Raw genomic sequence first — 22,340 nt, 5'->3', positions numbered from 1 at the left:
TGACCGGCATCCCGCTGCGACCGGCGGCTCAGCCGCCGAACAGTTCCTGGAACTTCGCTTTGTCGGCGTCGGTCTTGGCGACGATCGCCTTGGTGTCGAACGGCATCACCTTGACCTTGACGCCCTCCGGCAGCCAATCGGGGCGGCCGACCGACGCACGCGCCGGCAAATAGCCCATCGACAAGGCCAGCTTCTGGCCCTCGTCCGAGAGGATGAAGTCGACGAACTTCTTGGCGCCGTCGACGTTCTTGGCCGTCTTCATGATGGCGACCGGCTCGGTCACGGCGGGCACGCCTTCGCTGGGGAACACGAACTCGACGGGCGAGCCCTTCTTCTTGGCGTTCATCGCCATGAAGTCGACGAGGATGCCGTAAGGCTTCTCGCCCGAGGCCACCGACTTCAGCACCGCGCCATTGCCGCGTACGCTGACGGTGTTGTTGGTCTTCAGCTTCTGGAAGAAATCCCAGCCATAGTCGGTATCGCCGGCGAAACCCGAAAGCAGGTACGCGGCCGCACCCGAATAGAGCGGGCTTGGCATGACCAGGCCGTCGGCATAGGCGGGCTTGGCGAGATCGGCCCAATGCTGCGGCTTTTCGGCGGCGGCGGTGTTGTAGACAATGCCGGTGGTGATCAGCTTGCTGCCGAAATAGGTCTTGTCGGCGTCATAGGCATCCGCCTCGATGCCGTCGAGCTTGGCCTCGGGATAGGCCATCAGCCGATCGTCTTTCTTCAGCAGTTCCATCGAGACCGCGTCGGCGATCAGCAACACATCTGGCTGCGGGCTGCCGGCGGCGAATTCGGCCGCCATCTTGGTCAGGATGTCACTGGTGCCCGAGCGATAGATGGTGACGTCGATGCCGGGCTGCGCCTTCTTGAAGGCATCCACGGTCTTGGCTGCGTCCGCCTCGGGTTGGGATGTGTAGAGCGTCAGTGTTTCGGCATTTGCCACGCCGGCAAACAAAGTAGCCGCGAGCGCCAGCTGGCTGGCCAGCAGCTTGATGAATAGCGTCTTCATGAGACCTCCTGTCTTGTCTGTGCATGACCGGTCCGGCCTCTGGCCAGCGCCCCGTCTCTTCCTCCCTGCACGGCGCATATGACTGGTGGATGACACTGCGCGTGAAAGGCACAAAATATGTTCATATGTTCAATGTCAATTACAAATGATCACGACTATGCGATAATCGAGCTGTCGTTGACCGCACCCGGTTGACAGATGGGCGGCGTTTCTCGGATCAGAACAACGCTGCGGATCATGACGCACGAGGGAAGACGATCTATGCCCACGGAAAAGTCCACGCCGGCTCGCCTACCGATGGTCTCGTCGGACCTCAGCGTCAAGACGGCATGGCTCTATTACGTCGAGGGTTTCACGCAGGAGCAGATCGCCGAGAAGCTCGATGTCTCCAGGGTGAAGGTCATGCGCACGCTGGCCGCCTGTACCGCCGAAGGCATTGTCGTCACCATGATCAACGCGCCGACCGCCGAACAGGTGGCGCTGGAGCGGGAACTGGAGAAACGCTGGGGCCTCAATGCCGCCGTCGTCATCCCCACACCTTCGGCCCACGATCATCTGGAGAAGGCCATTGGCCACGCGGTGGCCGCCTATCTCGGCGAGCAGATGCAGGACGGCATGACGCTGGCGATCGGCGGCGGCGCGACACTGCATGCCAGCCTGGGTTTCCTTGCCCGACGCCAACTGAAGCACGCCTCGGTGGTCGCGCTTGTCGGCAGCCTGCCGCATTCGCAGTGGATCAACCCGTCGATCGTCGCCGCCAAGGTCGCCGATGTCTTCGAGGTCGACAGCTACCAGATCACCGCGCCGGTGATGGTGGACGACCCCTCGCTGCGCGAACTGCTTTGGGCGCAGCCGACCTTGCAGGATGTGCGCCGGCGCGCGGCCGCGGCCGACATCGCATTGCTCACCGTCGGCGATATGTCGCCCGACGCCACCATCTTCCGGCATGGCATCGTGCCCTCATCGCTGATTGCGCCTTTGAAGGCGAAAGGCGCGGTCGCCAACATGCTGTGCTATTTCGTCGATGCCACGGGCACTCTCGTCGATCACGAGGTCAACGGCCGTGTCATGGCCATCGATCTCGACGTTGTCGGACGGGTACCCAATGTCGTACTGGCCGCCGGGGGAAAGCGCAAGGTGGCGGCTATTCTCGCCGCGCTGAAGGCCGTCAGCACCAATGTGCTGATCACCGACAGCGACACCGCCGTGGCGCTGCTGGCCAAGGCCGGGCGAGGCGCTTCCGGGGTTTAAATCAAGCCGCGTTCGCGCAAAAAGTCCTCGACGCCGACATGGGTCATGGATTCGAATTCGGCGACCGCTTCGGCCACGCGTCTGCGCTGCCCTGCCAGCAACGTGAACACCTGCTTCATCTCTCCCGAAACGCCGAAACGGCTCCACCGCTCCGCTATATGCATGGGCAGGCCAATATCGGCACAGAACGAATCGAGGCTGTCATAGCCGAGACTGACGACAAGCTGCCTGGTCTCTTCCGCCGACATGCGCGGCTCGAAGGCGTGGTCATGCAGGCGCTGCGCCACCAGCTTGATGTCGGAAGGCGACGCGCCCATGACCTTGCCGAACAAGGTTTTCATGTCAGATGGGTCGAATGCAGGCATAGCGGCCTCCCTTGCTCGCGATCCACTGGGGAAGATGGGTCAAGGGCCGACGCCTGGCAAGTCGTTTCTGTCGTGAGCCGGCGCATCATTTGGCACCGGCTCGCGACTATGGTCTAGACCAGCATGCCCATCGGGCTCTCGATCAGCCGCTTGAAGGCGACCAGCAGTTCCGCACCCAGCGCGCCGTCGACGGCGCGATGGTCGGTCGACAGCGTCACCGACATCACCGTGGCTATCTTGATCTCACCGTTCTTGACCACCGCCCGCTCCTCGCCGGCCCCGACCGCCAGGATCGTCGCGTGCGGCGGGTTGATGACGGCGGCGAAATCCTTGATGCCGAACATGCCGAGATTGGACACGGCCGTCGTGCCGCCCTGATACTCCTCCGGCTTCAGCTTGCGGCTGCGCGCCCGGCTCGCCAGATCCTTCATCTCGTTGGAGATGACAGACAGCGTCTTTTCGTCGGCATGGCGGATGATCGGCGTGATCAGCCCGCCGGGGATCGACACGGCGACCCCGACATCGGCATGCTTGTGCTTGACCATGGCGCTCTCGGTCCAGGAGGCGTTGGCATCCGGCACTGCCTTCAGCGCCATCGCCATCGCCTTGATCACCATGTCGTTGACCGACAGCTTGTAGGCCGGCGCCTCGCCCTTGTCGGTCTTCTTCATCGGAGCCGCCGCATTGAGCTGCGAGCGCAGGGTCAGCAGCGCGTCGAGTTCACAGTCGAGGGTCAAGTAGAAATGCGGGATTGTGGTCTTGGCTTCGACCAGGCGCCGCGCGATGGTCTTGCGCATGACGTCATGCGGAACGAGCTCGTAGGAGCCCTGCTCGAACAGCTTCAGCACCTGATCGTCCGACATCGCCTTTACGGCCGGCGCGGATGCAGCGGGGGCGGGAGCTTCCAGGGCGACTGCTGGAGTCTCTTTAGCACCGCCCTTGGCGTTCGCTGCGTCGACATCGGCTTTCACTACACGGCCATGCGGACCGGTGCCGGATATGGCTGAAAGGGTGAGACCCGCCTCTCGCGCCAGACGGCGCGCCAGTGGTGTCGCGCGCGCACCCGCCGGCGATTGGTTGATCTCCCCTCTCGTGGGGGAGATGGCAAGTGGCGGCAAAGAGGGGGGCGCCTCGCTCCCTGCGGTTGGCGGGACAGCGCCCGCCTCTGTCGGCTTCGCCGACATTTCGGGAGAGATTTGCGCCTTGGCCCCATAGACCTCGCCATCGGCATAAATCCAGGCAACCGGCGCGCCGACTGGAATATCGACGCCTTCCTTGCCGGTCACGTCGCGAAGCACGCCGCTGGCAGGCGCGTCGATCTCCATCGCCGCCTTGTCGGTCTCGATCTCGAACAGCACGTCGCCCTTCTTGACCTGCTGGCCTTCGGTGGCGAACCAGCGCGAGATCTGTCCGGTCGCCATGTCCATGTCGACCTTGGGAAGAATGACTTCGGTCGGCATGTCTCAGCGAACCCCTTTCACGAGGTCGCGCGCGGCGGTGATGATGTCGGGAACCTGCGGCACGGTGGCCTTTTCCAGCTCCGGATTGTAGGGGATCGGCGTTTCCGCCCCGCCCAGCCGCACGATCGGCGCGTCGAGATAGTCGAACGCCTCGCTCTCGGCGATCATGGCGCTGACCTCGGCCCCGATGCCCAGCGTCTTGACCGCTTCATAGACGCACATCAGCCGCGACGTCTTCTTGACGCTGTCGATGACGGTCTGCTTGTCCATCGGCCGGATGGTCCTGAGGTCGACGACTTCGACGTCGATGCCTTCGGCCTCCAAGGTCGCTGCGGCATCAAGCGCCTTCTGCACCATGATCGAGGTGGCGACGATGGTAAGGTCGCGGCCCTCGCGGCGGATGTCGGCCTTGCCGATCGGCACCGTATAATAGCCTTCGGGCACGGGACCCTTGGCCTTGTAGAGCAGCTTGTGTTCGAAGATCATCACCGGATCGGGATCGGCGACAGCCGCCAGAAGCATGCCCTTGGCATCGTAGGGCGTCGCCGGCTGGATGACTTTCAGCCCCGGCACATGGCCGAGCCAGGCTTCCAGGCTCTGGCTGTGCTGGGCCGCCGCGCCCGTGCCGGAGCCGGCGGGGAAACGCATCACCACGGGCACGGAAACCTCGCCGCCCAGCATGAAGCGCATCTTGGCCGCCTGGTTGACGATCTGCTCCATGGCGAGCGTGGCGAAATCGGAAAACTGGAATTCGAAGATCGGCCGCATGCCGGTGACGGCGGCACCCACGGCGACGCCCGCGCCGCCCAGTTCCGAGATCGGCGTGTCGATGACGCGCTCCGTGCCGAAGCGCTCGACCAGATCGCCGGTCACCTGGAAGGCGCCGCCATAGACGCCGATATCCTCGCCCATCAGGAAGACGCGCTCGTCCATGTCCATGGCGATCGCCATGGCTTCCTGGATCGCCTGGGCGTAGCTCAGTTCACGCACCATCGCGTCCATCACGCCTGCTCCGTATACACGTAATTTCCGGTCTCGCTGATATCAGGCGACGGGCTCGCCTTGGCGAACTCGATGCCGTCGGCGATCTCTTGCGCCACCGCCTCGCGGATGGCCTCGATGCCCTTGTCGTCGGTGAAGCCGAATTCCCGCAGTTCGTTCTCGAACAGCGTGATCGGGTCGCGGTTCGACATCCAGTCCTCGATCTCTTCCTTGGTGCGATAGCGATTGCGGTCGCTCTTGGAATGGCCGCGATGGCGGTAGGTCTTGGATTCGATCAGCGTCGGACCTTCGCCCGCGCGCGCCCGCTCGACGGCCTTGTAGGACGCCTCGGCGACCTCCGAAAAAATGTTGCCGTTGACGATGACGCCGGGCATCGAATAGGCGGCGGCGCGGTCGGCGATGTTCTTGACCGCGGTCGATCGGGCCGTCGATGTGGACATGCCATAGCCATTGTTCTCGCAGACGAAAATGACCGGCAGCTTCCAGACCGCCGCCATGTTGAGCGCCTCGTGGAAGGCGCCTTCATTGTTGGCGCCATCGCCGAAGAACGAAACCACGACCTTGCCGGTCTTCATCATCTTGGAGGAGAGCGCCGCCCCGACGGCGATCGGAATGCCGCCGCCGACAATGCCGTTGGCGCCGAGATTGCCCTTGGCGACATCAGCGATATGCATCGAACCGCCACGACCCTTGCAGTAGCCGGTGGTCTTGCCGAAGAACTCGGCGAACATGCGCTTCACCTCGGCGCCCTTGGCGATGCAGTGGCCATGGCCGCGATGCGTCGAGGTGATCTGGTCGTCTTCGCCAAGCGGCATGCAGATGCCCATGGCGCTGGCTTCCTGGCCGATCGACAGGTGCATGGTGCCGTGGATGAGGCCGCGCGTGTAGCTCTCCTCCGCGCCTTCTTCGAAGCGGCGGATGAGGTACATCTTGTAGAGCACCTGCTTGAGTTGCTCGGCGCTGTACTGGCGATACACGAAGGGCAGGTTGGCGCGGCTGTCCGCGACGGCTTTGTCTGTGGCCATGATCACGCCTCCACGGTTCCGTAGACGAGCTTGTCCTGGCGGGCGCGCAGTTCGGCGATCTTGGAACCCGCGGCCGGGGCGGCATTGCCGTAGGTGATGAGTTCGCCCTTCTTGATCGGCGCGGTCACCGAACCGCCCTGCAGCAGGCCGCAGGGAATGGCTCGTGCGGCATGCGCTTCCGGTGCCGTCATGATCCAGGCGCGGTAGCAATATTCGCCGATCGCATCGAGCTTCTCGCCGGGCTGCATGTCCTTCTTGGCCACGGCGGCCACTTCGGCCACCGGCTTGGCCAGCGGCACCATATCGGCCTTGCCGTAGAGCACGACGCGGGCGCAGGTCAGCGGCACTTCGAGCGACGTCAGGTGATAAGGGCGATGGAAGGTGAAATACGGGCCCTTGCCCATCTTCAAATCTTCCATGCGCTCCGAAATGCGCGGGTGCGACATGTCGGCGACGACGAAGACGCCGGGCGCGACACCCTTGCCGATCGAATAGTCGACGACGCCGACCCTCGACAGCACGCCGCCATCCTTCTGTGGCACCAGCACCTTGTTCAGTTCGCCAAGCGTTGCCGCCGGGCCATGCATGCCGGCCTTGTCGGGAACCAGCCCGGTGGCATTGGCGATCGCCGCCATCTCGACCATGGTCTTGGAACCGTCGACGAATTCGACCAGCATACGCACATTCATGTGCCTGCGCCTGGCCTCATCCTCATAGGCGGGCGGCGTGGCGTCGATGTTGAGCGGATTGTTCTTGCCCTTGCCGGCGGCGACGATCGGATGGCCCATCGCCGAGACGAATTCGATCAGCTCCATGCAGGAGGACGGCTCATCGCCGGCGCCCAGCGAATAGGTGACGCCGAGCCGGTCGGCCTCGCTCTTCAGGTAGGCGCCGATGGTGACGTCGGCCTCGACATTCATCATCACCAGATGCTTGCCGTGTTCCATGGCCCGCAAGCCGATCTCGGCACCGACGGCGGGGACGCCGGTCGCGTCGATGACGACGTCGATGAGGTCGTTGTTGATGACCAGGCTGGCGTCGTTGGTGACCGCCACCTTGCCGGCCTCCATTGCGGCCGTCATCGCCGAAGCGTTCGACACTTCGCGCGCGTGGCCGGTTTGCTGGAAGGCGATGTCCACCGCGCGGCTTGCCGCGGGCAGATTCAGCTCCGAGATCGCGCCGATCTCGATGCCGGACATGTGGGCGACTCGGGTGACGATGTCGGTTCCCATTTCGCCCGACCCAATCAGGCCGATGCGGATTGGCTTGCCCGACTTGCCGCGTTCATCGAGATCGCGGGCAAGGCCCGTCAACGAAATATTGGAAGCCATACCGCTCATTCCTCCCATAGTGCAGGCTTGTTCGATTGCCTGACGGGTTATTGAACATCTGTATTTCTGTCAAGACTAATGTCCAAATCTGCGTGCTTTTGCAGCACTTTCCCAACCGGACGAAAAGGCCTTCGGAGAGCCGGCAAACCGCGACCTTCCGCGTTGCCATGGCCAGACAGGACTCCAACGGCGGCTCGGCGTGTGGCGCACAGGACACTTGTGAGGAGCCCTCACCCTGCGTAAAAGCGTTGACAGTGAACATCCATCGGTCAGGGGCTCTCCGATGAACGTCCAACAACGGGTTAGACATGTGCCGGCGGCGGGCGATGGACCGGCCCATGCGATTGCCGGCATCTTCGCCGCGGAATTGAAAGTACCGGCCGTCGGCCTCGACGACAATTTCTTCGACCTCGGCGGTGATTCGCTGATGGCGGAGACTCTGGTGCTTGCCGTGCAGAAGCGGTTCGGCGTGAAATTGCAGACTTCCGTCCTGCTCGAAGCGCAGACACCGCGCGAATTCGGCCGGTTGATCGCATCGCTGGTCCCGGAGCATCCGGCCCGCGAGCTGATCGTGCCGGTGTCCGGCGGCATCGGCCAGGAGCCGATCGCGATGATCCACGGCATCAGCGGCTCGGCCTTGTTCGCCAATCGCTTCAGCAGGCGCCTGAAAGAGAAGTACGCGATCATGGCCGTGCGCGGCATGGGCACCGAACCCGGCGAGACGCCCTATTCCACCATGGCCGAAATTGGCACCAACTATTTTGAAGCCTTCACCTCGGTGACAGGCATGCACCCCGACGTCATCGGCGGCATCTGCGTGGGTGGCCTGCTGGCGATCGAGGTCGGCCGGCTGAGCCACGAGGCGACCGGCAAGCGGCCGGCGATCGTGCTCATCGATCCACCGTCGCCAGGTTCGGCCTGGCTGAAGCCGATGCCCGACGATCGCCTCACCGAGAGGCGGCGCCGCGATATCGCGCGCAAGGTGATCTACTGGCGCCTGCTGCGCGACACGCTGAAGACGGTCGGCCTTGGCCAGACACGCCTGGGGCGCCATCTGCGCAAGAAGGCCTACAAGAGCGCGCTGTTGCAGGCCGCAGCCGGTTTTGTGCCCTCGTCCTATCCCTGCGACATCCTCATCCTCGCCAGTTCGGAATGGGGAGCCACCACCGTGAAGGATTACAAGGGCTGGGCGTCCGACAAGGCCAGTGTGAAAACGGTCGTCATGCCGGGCACGCATAACAAATTCCGCAAGGCCAACATGGATGCGATCGACGCGGAAATTCTCGCATTCCTCGACGACAGGCAGACGGCGGCGCGCGAAGTCCAGCACAAGCAATGAGTTTTGGCCGGCAGATACTGGAGGCCTTCGCCGCCCATGGCGACAAGGTCGCGATGGTCAGCGACAGGTCTGATATCACCTATGCCCAGGCCCTGACGCAGAGCAGGCATCTTGCCGCCAATTTCAGCGCATCCGGCATCGAGCCGGGCGACCGCGTCGGGCTCGCCATGGTCGACAACATCGACGTGGTGCTCTCCATCCTCGCCTGCTGGAGAATCGGCGCCACCCCTGTCGTCATCGACTTTCGAACGCCCAGGAGCCAGCGAGCCAGGCAGGCCCGCGACTTCGGCCTGAGAATGGTTTTCGAAAGCCGCGCCATGCCGGGCGACGAGGTCTATCCGAGCGCCCTTTTCGACGCCGGCTGGAAATCGGCCTCGGCGCCGGGATTCGACGCCGGCGCCCCGGTGGACGATGCCGCCCCGGCCTTCCTGATTTTCTCGTCCGGCACGACGGGCGATCCAAAGGCCTACACGCAGTCGCACGAAGCGCTCGCCAGGCGTATCGCGGCGCGCCGGGGGGTGGTGGAGGGAACCGCCAAGCGATTCCTGACGCCGATGGCCCTGTCTTATTCGGCAATGCGCCACCAGGTCCTGGGCTATCTGCTTTACGGCGGCGTCGTCAGGTTCTTCCCGCCCTTGTTCACCCCCTCGGAACTCATCGAGGCGCTGCTGTCGTTCCATGCAAGCGGCACGGCGCTGGCCCCATCGGTGATTGCACGGATGGTCAGGGAAGCCGGCGAACGCGCGACCCACCTGCTTCCCGAGCTTTCCGTTCTCTACAGCATAGGCGGGCCGGCCAGGGGCGAAGACAAGATCGCGGCCTACCGCTATCTCTCGCCTGGATACCGGATAAGCTACTCCTCGAGCCTGACCGGCATCATATCCTCGCTGTCGGGCGGGGATATTCTGACAAAACCCGAAAGCGCTGGCCGTCCGGTGGCCGGCGTACAGGTCGAGATCCTGGGCACCGATGGCCGCGTGCTGCAGCAAGGTGAGCGCGGGCTGATCAAGGCGCGGACGCCAACCATGGCATCCGCCGTTCTGATGCCCGGCAACCGCCTTTTCGTCGATCCGCAGATCATGGGCTCCGACTGGGGCATACCCGGCGATATCGGATTTCTGGACGCCGACGGATTTGTCACGATCGTCGATCGGGAGGCCGATATGATCGTCCGCGGCGGCGTCAGCGTCGCGCCGCAGGAACTTGAAAAACTGATCCGCACCCATGCCAAGGTGCAGGACGTCGCCGTGGCCGGCTTCCCGGACGAGACCATGGGGCAGGAAATCGCCGCCTTCATCGTCTCCGACCGGGGAACGGTCGAGGAATTCCAGGCTTTCATGCGCGCCAACATCGCGCCCGACCGGCGGCCGCGCGAGATACGGCTCGTCGCGTCACTGCCTTACAGTGGCAACGGCAAGCTACTGCGCCGCCAGCTGGTCGAAGCGCTGGCGCACAAAGGACCTTAGAAGAACCGTCCAATGCCGGCGAGCCATGGCGTCGGCCAGGGCTGGGACGCCAGCATGTCGAAAACCGAATAGACAAAGGCCGTCGCGGTGGCCGCGATCATCAGGGGTGACCGCCACGACTTCGTCCCAAGCACCGCGATGCTGCCGGCAACGAAAATGAAGGTCGCCGCCAGGTGCCCGACCAGCAGGATGAGAACGGCCAGGGCCAGGCAAAGGCCGATGATCGCGAGATTGCCTTTCATGGTGGGTTCCGAAACCGGCGACCATTCGCCTGGTGTCCCGTCACGCGCGGATAGGACAGGCGTGGCTCGCCTGCGCCATCGCAGGGTCGTTTGCACTGTCGTCACCAGTGAAAACACCATCAGCAATCCAGCCGTGATGATCGGGAAGATGGCGGCCTCGAAGGGAAAGCCGGTCGCGGCGGTCACCAGCGCGGCAAACGCCAGCAATGTCATCGTGGCGCCTGCGACAAGGTCGGGCAGCGCGGGCGGCAGTGGGCCGCCGGGATTTCTGGCCCTGATCCATGACAGCGTCTGCCTGACGACGCCGACCACGGCCAATCCAAGCAGGATGAGCACCAGTGGCTGGGCGAGCCACGACCAGCCGGAAATCTGATAGGCGAGAAAGAAATAATTCTCGAGGCTCGGCCCGAGCACGAACCCTAGCGAAAAAGCCGAGCGCGGCCAGTTGAGTTCCTTCATCGCCATGCCGACGGCGCCGACGCCGATGACCAGCGCGAAGTCGAAAGCACTCATATTGGTCTGGTATGCGCCAACCACGATGAAGGTCACCACCAGCGGCACCAGTATGGCGGCCGAAACCTGCGCCACGCGCGCCAGCGGCCGGGTCAGCACAAGGCAGGTCACCGCGCCGACAATGTTCGCCACGGCGATGCTGAACACCATCGACATCGTCAGCGCGGCGTTCTTGCCCAGCATGTCGGGGCCGGGAACCAGCCCATGGACGACAAAGGCGCCGAGCAGGATGCTCATCGAGGCCGAACCGGGCACGCCGAAAGCGATGGTCGGGATGAGCGAGCCGCCTTCCTTGGCATTGTTGGCGCTCTCGGGAGCGATGACGCCCCTGACATTGCCCTCGCCGAACTTCGGCCCGGAGCCCGGGCGACGCGACGCATAGCCATAGGCGATCCAGTCCAGCACCGCGATGCCGACACCGGGAACCGCGCCAAGCAAGGAGCCGATGGTGCTGCACCGCAGCACCAGCGGCCATTCCCGCAGCGTATCCCTGATGCCTTGCCACATCCCGGCATAGGTGGGCCGCTCCGCATTGCCCTGGATAGAGCCGCGCAGCAGAAGCGAGGACAGCTCCGGCAGGCCGAAAAGGCCGAGAAACACCAAGGCAACCGGCAGGCCGTCCCAGAGATAGATTTCCCCGAAGGTCCATCGGTCGATGCCGGCGATCTTGTCGATGCCGACAAAGGAGGCGAGCATGCCGAACATGGCCGCCGCCAGCCCCTTCAGCGGCTGGCTCCCCGCCAGCATCGCCACGATGGAGAGGCCAAAGGCGCAGATGGCGAAGAAGTCCGGCGTCTTCAGATAGAGGACAAGCGGCCGCATCACGGGTATTGCCGCGGCAAGCACCAGGGCACCGAACACGCCACCGATCATCGAAGCGGAATAGGAGGCGCCGAAGGCACGCGCGGCTTCGCCCTTCTTGGCCATGGCATGGCCGTCGAGCACCGTCGCCGCCGCGCCGACCGAGCCTGGAACCCCGAACAGGATGGCGGGGATCGTGTCGGAGGTGGTGTTGACCGATCCCATGCCGAGCAGGAGCGCGAAGGCGGCATAGGCGTCCATGTTGTAAGTCATCGGGATCAGCAGGGCCATCGCGAACAGCCCGCCAATGCCCGGGACGACGCCGACGACGAGACCGACGAAAACACCGGTCACCAGCATCAACATGCGAAACGGCTGCGCCATCTCGACGATGGCGGTGAGGATCAGATCCACCGTTGAGCCTCGCGGAGAATCTACTTCACCAGATTTCTGGCGGTTTCGAACACATCCGGCCCCGCGTTCAACTGCTTCGACACGAGCCGGCTTATGTCCTCGCCGCTGGTGGCGTTGACGGTCATTTCGCTGAGCTTGCCGATGTCGGCCAGGAACGCCGGATCCCGCACCATCTCCATATATCCCTTGCGCAGCGCCTCTACTGTCTCCTTGGGCGTGCCCGGCGGGACAACCAAGGGATGATGGAACTGCAGGGTCGTCTCGATGAGCGCGGCCGCCTCGCGGACCTTGGCATCCTCGATCTTGTCACTGAACCGCTCAAGCTTCGCCTCGCCAACGGCCGTGCCTGAGCCGAACGTTCCAATGAGATTGAGCGTGTCGCGGTTTCCGGAGATGTTGTAACTGGAAACGCCGCACATTCCGGCGATTTCGCCCCGCTGCATCGCCAGTTCGATATCGGCGGTACCGTCAAAGCCCGTAACGATCTTGAACTTCGCCTTCAGCCCGTTCTTGGCCAGCGCGGCAAAAATGTAGGTCACGCTGCTCTTGCCGGTCGCCCCGATCAGGAAATCGGACTGCAGGAACTTGTCCATCGTGTCGATGCCGGAGCCCTTGGCAGTCATGCAATAGGCGGGCTCGTTGACGAGCGAGCCGATCCATTGCAGCGCAAGCGGATCGAAATTGGCGTTTTGCGGATCAAGCACCGGCGCATAGGACATGGCTTCGCTGACCGAAGCGATGACGCTTCCGTCGGCCGGCTCGCTGCCCAGCACCATCTTGGTGAGCTTCAGGCTGCCGCCGCCGGGTACATTCTGGACAATGATATCCGGACCGCCCGGCAGGAACCGGCCAAAATGGCGGGCGATCAGCCGCGATGTCTGGTCATAGCCCCCGCCGGGACCATAGCCGACCTTGATCGTGATTGTCTTGAATTCGACCGCTTGCGCCTGCGCGCACATCGCCAAGGCAAAGCCGGCGGCAATGAAGGCGCGCAACGCGCGCAAGATCACAACAAACATATCAACCCCCGTGCAGAACCCGGATGGCGTTTTAGCGCTCCGATGTCTCGATTGATAGCGCCCGCGACCAGATCGGATTGAAATACAGCATGCGTGTACGGACAAGCCGGTGGTCGCGAAATTCTCGCGGTTCGAGACCGGAGTTGTGGGAAGATGGGCTTCGTCTTATGGAGCAAGCATCTGATTTTGGAGCAATGGCGAAGTATATGAGTTGGAAGCCGGCCAAGGGCCTTGTTGATCTGCTGAACCACAACTGGCCTGTCAGAAAGGCCAAGGCTTTTCGCAACGCCTTGGTTGAGCGTGATTTTCGCGCGCGCGGCATTCCAGAAGGCCTGAAATTCGCAGAGGAACTGCGCCAAACCGGCTCCCGACGCTTCTGCTTTGTCATTGCCTTCAATACGCCCTGGGTCATCGATGCGCTCACCCGCGCCTGGCAATTGCATTCGTCGGGAATGACGCTGGTCGTCATCGACAATTCAACCGATCTGTCGGCCAGGGTGCATATTGCGGATATCTGCCAGGCGCGAAAAATCACTTATTTCGGTTTGCCTCGGAACCGGGAAAGCCATCCCAATCGGTCGCACGGCATATCCATGAACTGGATCTTCCACAACATCGTTCGGTCATTGCGGCCGGAGCTTTTCGGGTTTCTGGATCACGACTGCTTTCCGATCGTCCCCGTGGACATTGCCGCGATGATGGAGGGAAAAGTCGTCTATGGCTCAAAGCGCCCGGCGCAGGCGGACCCCGAAGCCTGGTTCATGTGGGCTGGCTTCTGCTTCTTCCGCTTCAGCGCCGTGCAAGGACTGGACTTGGACTTCACACCGCGTTTTATCAGCGGGATGGATACCGGCGGCGGAAACTGGACGCTGCTGTATCGCGGGCTCGGCGAGAACGATGTTTCCGATGCGCAAAAGACGGCAGCCGATCTCGACCTTGGTGGGATAGAAGCGGACCATCGCATGCTGGGCGGAGCTTTTTTTCACGTCGGCGGCGCCTCGCATAGAAAACTGGTCATGACCCGGCAATACCGGCGGCTGATCTCCGATCATGTGTGGGAGACCCACCTTGGCGGCGGCGAAAGCCGCCTCGTCAACGACCCTTGACCGACTCGGGCCGGCCGGCCTCAAAATCGTGAAAATGGACGACCACGCCATCGGCTTCGATGAAGATCACGGCATAGGCGGGCGGCTCGTGGCCCAGCCGCCAGTTGTCCGAAAAATCGAGTGCGCTCTGATGGTTGGTGCTGCGCAGCGTGCTGACCGGTATGCCGCGCCAGCTGCCGGCGATCAGCCTGTGGACATGGCCGGCGAAGACGTGGCCGACATTACCGTGGCACCGCAGAACGTCATGGAAGGCATCGGCCTCGGCGAGCCTGACCTCGTCAAGCACCGGCATGTGGATCCGGAACGGCGGGTGATGCATGAAGAGGAAGACCGGCTGGTCCCGCGCTTCTTGCAGCTTCTCGTCCAGCCAGGCCAGCCGGGCCGCGCACAACCGGCCCTCGACACGGCCGTTGTCCAACGTGTCGAGCAGGATCAGCCGGCCTTCGCCGCCATCGAAGACGCTCTGGACAAAACCTTGTTCGGCTGGCGCTTCCGGGAACATTTCGAGAAATAGCGCCCTGTCGTCGTGGTTGCCGAGCATCAGTCGGCACGGCGGCGCGAAGCCCGCCAGCGCCTCCCGCAATGCCGCATAGGCGGCGCGCTCGCCATCATTGGTCAGGTCGCCCGATATCACCACCAGATCGGCGTCGGCATGGTTCCGGCCGATATCCGCCAGGCAGGCCTGCAGCCGGTCGAGCGGATCGGAGCCATGGAGAAGACCGCCCGGCGTCATCAGATGCGGATCGGAGAGCTGGATGATTTTCATGGAACCGCGCACTGCCTTCCCGCCGGCGCCCATGGCATCGGCCGGAAGGCGGTCTGTCTCGACCAGTTCTACTGTGCCGTCCAGCCGCCGTCCATCGGCAAGGTCGTGCCGGTGATCTGCTTGGCCGCATCCGAACACAGGAACAATGCCAGGGCCGCAAGCTCCTCGACGGTGACGAATTCCTTGGTCGGCTGCGCGGCCAGCAGCACGTCGTGCTTGACCTGTTCCTCGGTCATGCCGCGCGCCTTCATCGTGTCGGGGATTTGCTTTTCGACCAGCGGCGTCCAGACATAGCCGGGCGCGATCGCGTTCACGGTGATGCCGTTCTGCGCGACTTCCAGCGCCACCGTCTTGGTCAGGCCAGCAATGCCATGCTTGGCCGAGACATAGGCCGACTTGAACGGCGAAGCGACCAGCGCGTGTGCGGAGGCCGTGTTGATGATGCGGCCCCATTTGCGGCTCTTCATGCCCGGCACCACGGCCTTGATGGCGTAGAAGGCGGCCAAAAGGTTGATGCGGATGATGGCTTCCCACTTGTCGTCGGGAAATTCCTCGATCGGCGCCACATGCTGGATGCCGGCGTTGTTGACCAGTATGTCGAGACTGCCGAACGCCGCTTCGGCGTCATGGATCATGGCGGTGACGGCGGCGCCGTCCATCATGTTGGCATCGGAGTAGCGGCACTTGACGCCGAAATCCTTCTCGATGCCGGCGCGCTCCTGCTCGATGGCAGCCGCGTCGCCCAGGCCGTTGATGGTGACGTTGGCGCCTTCGGCGGCAAAGGCGCGGGCGATCGCGAGGCCGATGCCGCTGGTCGAGCCGGTGACAAGCGCATTCTTCGAAGACAGGGAACCCATGGGGAGATCTCGCAAGAGGTGGGAGGGACTGTTGAGGGACATAGTTTGTGCGACGCAACATGACAATGCCACGGCCATGTGTCGGCTCGATTACAGCCCCGCGACGGCCCTTGCCGGCTCCGAGACAGGGCGTCGCCGAGGTGACACGGCATTGTCATGCTGCCATGCAACATATTTGCCAGCGCATTCGCGCGGGGTCATTTTCGAACCGTTGGGGGCACCTGGATGGATATCGCCGATGTCGTGAAGCGCGCCTATGCGATGCCGCTCACCAATCCTTCCTTCCCGCCGGGCCCTTACCGCTTCTTCGACCGCGAATATATCATCATCACCTACCGCACGACGCGCGAGGCGCTCGAAGCCGTCGTGCCGGCGCCGCTGGAAATCGACGAGCCGCTGGTCAAGTACGAGTTCATCCGAATGCCCGACTCCACCGGCTTCGGCGACTACACCGAGACCGGCCAGGTCATCCCGGTGCGCTACAAGGGCCAGCATGGCGGCTACGTCCATTCCATGTATCTCGACGACGACGCGCCGATCGCCGGCGGGCGTGAGCTGTGGGGGTTCCCAAAGAAGCTCGCCAATCCCAAGATCGTCCATGAGGGCGAGGTGATCGTCGGCACGCTGCATTATGGCAGCGTTCTGTGCGCCACCGGCACGATGGGCTACAAGCACCGGGAAGCCGATCACGATTCGGTGCTCGCCTCGCTCGCCGCCCCCAATTTCCTGATCAAGATCATCCCGCATGTCGATGGCACGCCGCGCATCTGCGAGCTGGTCCGCTACTACCTCACCGACATCACGTTGACGGAAGCCTGGACCGCGCCCGCCGCGCTCGACCTGCGGCCCCATGTCATGGCCGACGTGGCGAAGCTGCCCGTGCTCGACATTGTGTCGGCCGTCCACTTCAAGGCCGATCTGACGCTCGGCCTGGGCGAAGTCGTGCATGATTACCTCGCTGACCACAGCCGCCCCGCTGCCAGCGCAACCCAGCTGGAGAAAGTCAGTGCTTGAGCGTACCCGCAACAAGGCAGCCGCCGCCACCATCGAGGAAATCACGGCGCAGTATGACCGTATCGCGCTGGTCTTCCAGGGCGGTGGAGCGCTCGGTGCCTATCAGGCAGGCGTCTATCAGGCGCTGGCCGATGCCGGCTGCGAACCGAGCTGGCTTTCCGGTGTCTCGATCGGGGCGATCAATGCCGCGATCATAGCCGGCAACGAGCCGAGCCGCCGGCTGCAGCGGCTGGAACAGTTCTGGCAGACGATCTCCGGCCGCAAGATCTGGTCCTATACGCCCGAAGGCGACATCTACCGCGATATCCGCAACCAGACCTCGTCGCTGATGACCATGACGATGGGCCAGCCCGGCTTCTTCAAGCCGCGCAATCCCAACCCCTGGTTTCAACTCTCGGGCGCGGATGGGGCCACCAGCTTCTACGACACCGCCGAGTTGAAAGACACGCTGGAGAGCCTGATCGATTTCGACGTGCTGAACGATGGCAAGAAGCGACTGAGCGTCGGCGCGGTCAATGTCAGGACCGGCAACTTCGTCTATTTCGACACCGAGAAAGTGCGCATCGGACCGGAGCACATCATGGCGAGCGGCGCGCTGCCGCCGGCCTTCCCATCGATCCGTATCGAAGGCGAATATTACTGGGATGGCGGCATCGTTTCCAACACGCCGCTGCAATATCTGCTCGACCAGGAAGAGGACCGTTCCTCGCTGGTCTTCCAGGTCGATCTGTTCAGTGCCCGCGGCGTGCTGCCGCGCGGCATGGCCGACGTATTGTCGCGCCACAAGGACATCATGTATTCCAGCCGCACACGGCAGAACACCGACAATTTCGAGCGCATCCATGCGCTGAAGATGAAGCTGCTCGACGCGCTGAAGCGCGTGCCGCCGGAACAGCTCAGGGAAGGCGAGCAGGAGTTGATCGCCGACTACTCCAATGCCGGCGTCGTCAACATCGTCCACCTGATCTACCAGCACAAAGGTTATGAAGGCCACGCCAAGGACTACGAGTTTTCGGGCACCTCGATGCGCGAGCATTGGGAGATGGGCCTTGAGGACACCGAGCGCACGCTGCGTCACAAGAAATGGCTGATGCTGCCGACCAATGCCGACGGCGTCACCATCCACGACCTGCATCGCGAGGATCCGACCTGAACGTTCAGGCCGGAAACGCCTTGGCTTGGAATATCGAGCCAGGCTCAGAACCTTAGATTGGCGCCGGCTCTCAGCAAGAGCCAGTAGAATACACCGGTCGCCGCCGCCGCGATCAACAGCGCCAGTTCGAAGCCGCCCGGCGTCTGCGTGAGCGGCAGGCCGGCGGTGTTCATGCCGAACATGCCGACGATCAGCGAGCCCGGCAGAAGCAGCGCGCTCATCACCGCCAGCGCCTTCAGGCTGCGGTTGGATTCGTCCGCGAGTTCGGCCGCGACCTCCTCCTGCAACAGCCGCGCCCGGTCGTTGACCATGACGACCTCGCGGTCGAGCCGCTCCAGACGCGTGGTGAGCCGGCGCAAGGTCTCGTGCGCCGCTTCCGACAGTTTCCAGTCCGAGCGGTCCTCGTCCTGGAAAAGCGCCGCCAGCGCCGAGATCGGCCGGTGCAGCGAGACCGCGAGACGGCGCACGTCCTTCAGCCGCTGCCTTTCGTCGGCAAGCCGCTCGGTCACCAGATGGTCTTCCACCTCGTCGAGCCGCTTGGTGGCGGCGGCGAGCCGCAGGCTGGTGCCGCTGCAGAAGGCGAGCACGATCGTCTCGAAGAGCCCGAATGCGGTGGCGGGCCGCAGTCCCGCGGCCAGCGCCTCATGCACCTCCTCGACCGCCGCCAGCGAATGGCGGCGGCCGGTCACCAGCAGCCGCTCCGAGACCGCGAAGCGCAACCTGCCAATGGTGGTCGACTGACGCGCGATCTCGCTGTGCAGATCGGCGGAGATGCCGTGGACGACCCCATCCTCATGCGCCAGCGCGGGACTGTCCTCATGGCCTTCGAGGATCGCATGGGCCGAGGCCGGCAAGGCGCAGGCGTGGCTGACCCAGGAATGGGCGCGCTGGTCGACGAGATCGACATGCAGCCACACCCAGCCCTTTGGCATGGCGAGTGCGGCATCGATGTCGCGCGGGGCAAGCGCCACGGCCTGCTCGCCCGGCGCGCCGCGATAGGCCCAGACCAGCCCGGGCGCCGGATGCTGGTCGTCGACGGCAAGCAGGGCCAGATGCGAAGCGTCGTTCATGACTGCCGCCGATCGTTAGGGAGAACATCCCCCGAAAGCGAGGCGGCGCCAAACTGGCGCCGCCGGTAGTGCGTCACTTGCGTCGATCGCTCAGAACACCTGACGGAAGACGATGAACAGCACGAAGGCCAGCGTGATCGAGCAGGGCAGCGTCAGCACCCAGGCCAGCAGCAGGTTGCGAACCGTCGACCATTGCAGGCCCGAGCCATTGGCCGCCATTGTTCCGGCGACTCCGGACGACAGCACATGGGTCGTCGACACCGGCAGGCCCAGGCGGTCGGCCATGCCGATGGTCACCATGGCGACGAGTTCGGCGGCGGCGCCCTGGCCATAGGTCAGGTGGCTCTTGCCGATCTTCTCGCCGACGGTGACGACGATGCGCTTCCAGCCGACCATGGTGCCGAGCCCGAGCGCCAGCGCAACGGCGATCTTCACCCAGAGCGGGATGAACTTCGTCGCGTTGTCGACGGCCTTGTGATAGTCGGTCACCGCTTTCAGGTCGGCGGCCTCCATCGGCAGCAGCTGCTTCTTGTCGATCAGCTTCAGCGCCTCGCCGATCAGGTAGATGTCGTTGCGGGCGTTGCTGACCAGATCGGTCGGCACCTTCTCGACCGACGCATAAGGCTGCAGCCCGGCGGTGGTGTTGTGGATGTAGGTCTGCAGCGCGACCGTCGTCTGGTCGCTCCAGGTGCGGGTGCGCACGGCATCCTGCACGGCCGCCTTGGCATCCGTGACGGTGACGCCTGGCTTGACATACTTGCCCAGCGCCTGCTCGACCCCGACCGAAGCGGTCTTATAGGCCTCGAGATAGTTGATGTCGGGGGTGCGGTTGAGCGCGAAGGCCGTCGGCACGACGCCGATCAGGATCAGCATGATCAGACCCATGCCCTTCTGGCCGTCATTGGAGCCATGCGCGAAGCTGACGCCCGTGCAGGTGAAGATCAGCAGCGCCCGGATCCACAGGGGCGGCGGGGTGTTGCCCTTCGGCGCCTCGTAGAGGGCCTTGTTGCGCACCAGAAGCTTCATCGCATAGAGCAAGGCGGCGGCGGCAAAGAAGCCGACAATCGGCGAAACCAGCAAGGTCGTGCCGACATTGGTCGCCTGCGACCAGTCGACGCCGCTGGTGGCGCTGCCGGCCGGTGCCATGAACTGGTTGGCGAGGCCGACGCCGATGATCGAACCGACCATCGTGTGCGAGCTCGACGCCGGCAGGCCGAGGAACCAGGTGCCGAGGTTCCAAAGGATTGCCGCGACGAGCAGCGCGAACACCATCGCGAAACCGGAAGAGGAGCCGACCTGCAGGATCAGTTCGACGGGCAGCAGCGAGAGGATGCCGAAGGCAACCGCGCCGCTGGAGGTAAGAACCCCGAGGAAGTTGAAGAAGCCCGACCACATGACGGCGAATTCGGCCGGTAGCGAGCGCGTGTAGATGACCGTCGCCACCGCGTTGGCGGTATCGTGGAAGCCGTTGACGAATTCGAAGCCGAGCGCGATCAGCAGGGCGATGCCGAGCAGGATCCACGGCACGGTCTTGGCTTCCGCCAGGTCCTGGCTCAGCGCGTAGCCGACATAGACCACGCCGACCAGCACCAGCACGCCGAAGGCGGGCAGGAACCATTTGGCGCCACTCGATTGCTCAAGCGGATGATCCGGTCTCGGAATCCCCGCCTCGTTTGAAACTATATCCACCATGTCCCACTCCTTTTGCATTGCAGCAAAGAACCGGGAATGACGCTATGTCCGCACGATGAACCCTGTGTGACGACCAGGAATGGCTTGGCTGGAGCAAGCCGGGCCGACGGGTTCTCACGCCGGACCCGAACGTGTCTTCAGAATGGCCGAGAACAGTGGATCGAAGGCGCGGCTGATCGGCGCCGCCGCAGCGCCCAGCGCGATCGACCAGGGATCGGTGGTGCCGAGTTGCAGGCGCGGCAAGGTCCGGCCGGGCCGGTCGGCGATGGACGGTAGCAGCGGATGCATGGCCTCGACGAGCCGGCGCGCCAGCGCTTCGGGCGCGCCGCTGGTCAGGATGACGGTTTGCGGATCGAAGATGGTTTCGATGAGATGCACGCTCCAGCGCAGGTCATGCGCCGCACCCTCGATCCAGTGCATGATCTTCACATCCCCCGCCTCGGCCAGCGCACCGATCTTTTCGTAGAGGCGCTCGTCGGCGGGATCGAGACCAAGATGCTGGTAAAGCGAGGCCAGCGACGCGCGATGTTCGAGCGGTGTCGAGCCGGGTCCGGCCGGCGACAGCAGGGCCATGCCGATTTCGCCGGCATTGCCATGGCCGCCGCTGTACAGCTCGCCGTTTAGGATCAGTCCGGCGCCAATACCATAGCCGACATAGAGGCACACTGCGTGGTCAACGCCATGCGCGGCACCCACGATGCGCTCGGCCGTCGCGCAGGCGGCGGCGTCGTTCTGCAGGCCGACATTCAGGCCGGTGCCCGTTGCCAGCGTGTCGAGCAGCGGGAACTTCTGCCAGGCCGGCATCATCCATTTGTCGTCCGAATTCTTCAGTCCGAACGGGCCGGGCATGGCGACGCCGAGGCCGACAAGGCGTTTTTCCGACTGCGAGGAGATGCCGGTCAGCTCGCGTCGTACGCCATCGATCAGACCGAGGATCACCTCGACGCCCTTTGACGGCTCATCGAAAGGCAGGTTCGCCTCGGCGCGCGCCAGCACGCTGCCCATCAGATCGACCGCGACCGCCCGCGTCAGATGACGATCGATCTGCAGGCCGATGGCGAAGGCGCCTTCGGGCACCAGCCTGTAGGGGGTCGACGGCTGGCCCCTGCCCTTGCGCACCGCATCGAGCGCGACGACCAGACCGTCGCTTTCCAGATCCTCGATGATGTTGGAGACCGCCTGTTTGGTGAGCTGCGTCGCCCGCGCCAAATCGGCCCGCGAGAGGGCGCCATTGAGACGCAGCGCCTCGATCATGACGCGGCGGTTGTGGGCGCTCGTGCCTTCCTGGTTGGTGCCGCTCTTGGCGCGGATCGGGCTGATGTCGTCCACCGGCGTTTCCCCTCTTGACTCCACTAGAATATTGATCGACTAATTAAGTCAAGCGAATTGACTTAATAGAAATACAAGTCACGCGACATCAACCCGGGAAGGCAGGGAAC

The 22,340-nt window shown here is 63.8% G+C and carries 19 protein-coding genes; 6 read left to right on the top strand and 13 right to left on the bottom strand.

What is annotated here, in order from left to right; genetic code table 11:
* Nucleotides 1–28: 28 nt before the first annotated feature.
* Nucleotides 29–1,015: an ABC transporter substrate-binding protein gene (locus tag LB564_RS19780; protein WP_224540269.1), complete on the bottom strand. Its 987-nt coding sequence runs from the start codon at nt 1,013–1,015 to the stop codon at nt 29–31.
* A gap of 261 nt (nt 1,016–1,276) precedes the next feature.
* Here LB564_RS19780 and LB564_RS19775 point away from each other — a divergent pair, with 261 nt between their 5' ends.
* Entirely contained in the window at nt 1,277–2,266 is a 990-nt protein-coding gene (locus LB564_RS19775; RefSeq protein WP_224540267.1) for a sugar-binding transcriptional regulator, read from the top strand.
* On the opposite strand, the gene LB564_RS19770 is transcribed toward LB564_RS19775, so the two are convergent.
* The 5 genes from LB564_RS19770 to LB564_RS19750 all read right to left on the bottom strand — a co-directional run bounded on the left by LB564_RS19770 (nt 2,263) and on the right by LB564_RS19750 (nt 7,449).
* On the bottom strand, nt 2,263–2,631 hold the full coding sequence (locus LB564_RS19770) for a hypothetical protein (protein ID WP_140708177.1): 369 nt from the start codon (nt 2,629–2,631) through the stop codon (nt 2,263–2,265). The two genes, LB564_RS19775 and LB564_RS19770, sit on opposite strands and share 4 nt — an antisense overlap.
* Before the next feature lie 113 nt (nt 2,632–2,744).
* Nucleotides 2,745–4,091: a pyruvate dehydrogenase complex dihydrolipoamide acetyltransferase gene (locus LB564_RS19765; protein WP_224540266.1), complete on the bottom strand. Its 1,347-nt coding sequence runs from the start codon at nt 4,089–4,091 to the stop codon at nt 2,745–2,747.
* 3 nt (nt 4,092–4,094) lie between these two features.
* Entirely contained in the window at nt 4,095–5,093 is a 999-nt protein-coding gene (locus tag LB564_RS19760) for an alpha-ketoacid dehydrogenase subunit beta (protein ID WP_224540264.1), read from the bottom strand.
* Nucleotides 5,093–6,118, bottom strand: a complete 1,026-nt coding sequence (locus LB564_RS19755; RefSeq protein WP_224540262.1) for a thiamine pyrophosphate-dependent dehydrogenase E1 component subunit alpha — start codon at nt 6,116–6,118, stop codon at nt 5,093–5,095. Before LB564_RS19755 ends, LB564_RS19760 begins: the two co-directional genes overlap by 1 nt.
* A gap of 2 nt (nt 6,119–6,120) precedes the next feature.
* Nucleotides 6,121–7,449, bottom strand: a complete 1,329-nt coding sequence (locus tag LB564_RS19750) for an NAD(P)H-dependent oxidoreductase (RefSeq protein WP_224540260.1) — start codon at nt 7,447–7,449, stop codon at nt 6,121–6,123.
* A 283-nt stretch (nt 7,450–7,732) separates the two neighbouring features.
* On the opposite strand from LB564_RS19750, the gene LB564_RS19745 reads away from it, so the two are divergent.
* Both LB564_RS19745 and LB564_RS19740 read left to right on the top strand, forming a co-directional pair.
* Nucleotides 7,733–8,788 carry a phosphopantetheine-binding protein gene (locus tag LB564_RS19745; RefSeq protein WP_224540258.1) on the top strand — a complete coding sequence of 352 codons (1,056 nt, stop codon included), beginning with the start codon at nt 7,733–7,735 and terminating at the stop codon, nt 8,786–8,788.
* Nucleotides 8,785–10,254 carry a class I adenylate-forming enzyme family protein gene (locus LB564_RS19740; RefSeq protein ID WP_224540256.1) on the top strand — a complete coding sequence of 490 codons (1,470 nt, stop codon included), beginning with the start codon at nt 8,785–8,787 and terminating at the stop codon, nt 10,252–10,254. Before LB564_RS19745 ends, LB564_RS19740 begins: the two co-directional genes overlap by 4 nt.
* Here LB564_RS19740 and LB564_RS19735 read toward each other — a convergent pair.
* The gene (locus LB564_RS19735) at nt 10,251–12,224 is read right to left on the bottom strand and encodes a tripartite tricarboxylate transporter permease (RefSeq protein ID WP_224540254.1); all 1,974 of its coding nucleotides are present in this window, start codon (nt 12,222–12,224) and stop codon (nt 10,251–10,253) included. The two genes, LB564_RS19740 and LB564_RS19735, sit on opposite strands and share 4 nt — an antisense overlap.
* A gap of 20 nt (nt 12,225–12,244) precedes the next feature.
* On the bottom strand, nt 12,245–13,243 hold the full coding sequence (locus LB564_RS19730) for a Bug family tripartite tricarboxylate transporter substrate binding protein (protein ID WP_224540252.1): 999 nt from the start codon (nt 13,241–13,243) through the stop codon (nt 12,245–12,247).
* 206 nt (nt 13,244–13,449) lie between these two features.
* Here LB564_RS19730 and LB564_RS19725 point away from each other — a divergent pair, with 206 nt between their 5' ends.
* Nucleotides 13,450–14,349, top strand: coding sequence for a hypothetical protein (locus tag LB564_RS19725; protein WP_224540250.1), 900 nt, complete (start codon nt 13,450–13,452; stop codon nt 14,347–14,349).
* On the opposite strand, the gene LB564_RS19720 is transcribed toward LB564_RS19725, so the two are convergent.
* Together LB564_RS19720 and LB564_RS19715 are read right to left on the bottom strand one after the other, a co-directional pair.
* Nucleotides 14,336–15,115 (bottom strand): phosphodiesterase, encoded by a 780-nt coding sequence (locus LB564_RS19720; RefSeq protein ID WP_224540249.1) that lies wholly within the window; start codon nt 15,113–15,115, stop codon nt 14,336–14,338. The two genes, LB564_RS19725 and LB564_RS19720, sit on opposite strands and share 14 nt — an antisense overlap.
* A 68-nt stretch (nt 15,116–15,183) precedes the next feature.
* Nucleotides 15,184–15,972, bottom strand: a complete 789-nt coding sequence (locus LB564_RS19715; protein WP_224540246.1) for a 3-hydroxybutyrate dehydrogenase — start codon at nt 15,970–15,972, stop codon at nt 15,184–15,186.
* Between the two features lie 225 nt (nt 15,973–16,197).
* On the opposite strand from LB564_RS19715, the gene LB564_RS19710 reads away from it, so the two are divergent.
* Nucleotides 16,198–16,986: an acetoacetate decarboxylase gene (locus LB564_RS19710; RefSeq protein ID WP_224540244.1), complete on the top strand. Its 789-nt coding sequence runs from the start codon at nt 16,198–16,200 to the stop codon at nt 16,984–16,986.
* A complete protein-coding gene (locus LB564_RS19705) occupies nt 16,979–18,139 on the top strand; it encodes a patatin-like phospholipase family protein (protein ID WP_140708154.1) in 1,161 nt (386 codons plus the stop codon). Before LB564_RS19710 ends, LB564_RS19705 begins: the two co-directional genes overlap by 8 nt.
* A gap of 44 nt (nt 18,140–18,183) precedes the next feature.
* Here LB564_RS19705 and LB564_RS19700 read toward each other — a convergent pair whose 3' ends face one another.
* From LB564_RS19700 to LB564_RS19690, 3 genes are all read right to left on the bottom strand, one after another.
* Nucleotides 18,184–19,209 (bottom strand): transporter, encoded by a 1,026-nt coding sequence (locus LB564_RS19700; protein WP_224540242.1) that lies wholly within the window; start codon nt 19,207–19,209, stop codon nt 18,184–18,186.
* 90 nt (nt 19,210–19,299) lie between these two features.
* On the bottom strand, nt 19,300–20,901 hold the full coding sequence (locus tag LB564_RS19695) for an inorganic phosphate transporter (RefSeq protein WP_224540241.1): 1,602 nt from the start codon (nt 20,899–20,901) through the stop codon (nt 19,300–19,302).
* Between the two features lie 114 nt (nt 20,902–21,015).
* Complete coding sequence (locus LB564_RS19690; protein WP_140708149.1) at nt 21,016–22,230, bottom strand: ROK family transcriptional regulator; 1,215 nt, start codon at nt 22,228–22,230, stop codon at nt 21,016–21,018.
* Between the last annotated feature and the right edge of the window lie 110 nt (nt 22,231–22,340).

This window comes from Mesorhizobium sp. ES1-6, assembly GCF_020164775.1.
GTDB lineage: Bacteria > Pseudomonadota > Alphaproteobacteria > Rhizobiales > Rhizobiaceae > Mesorhizobium.
Note: the sequence above shows the minus strand (reverse complement) of the source record. Positions and strands in the feature narration are given on the sequence as shown.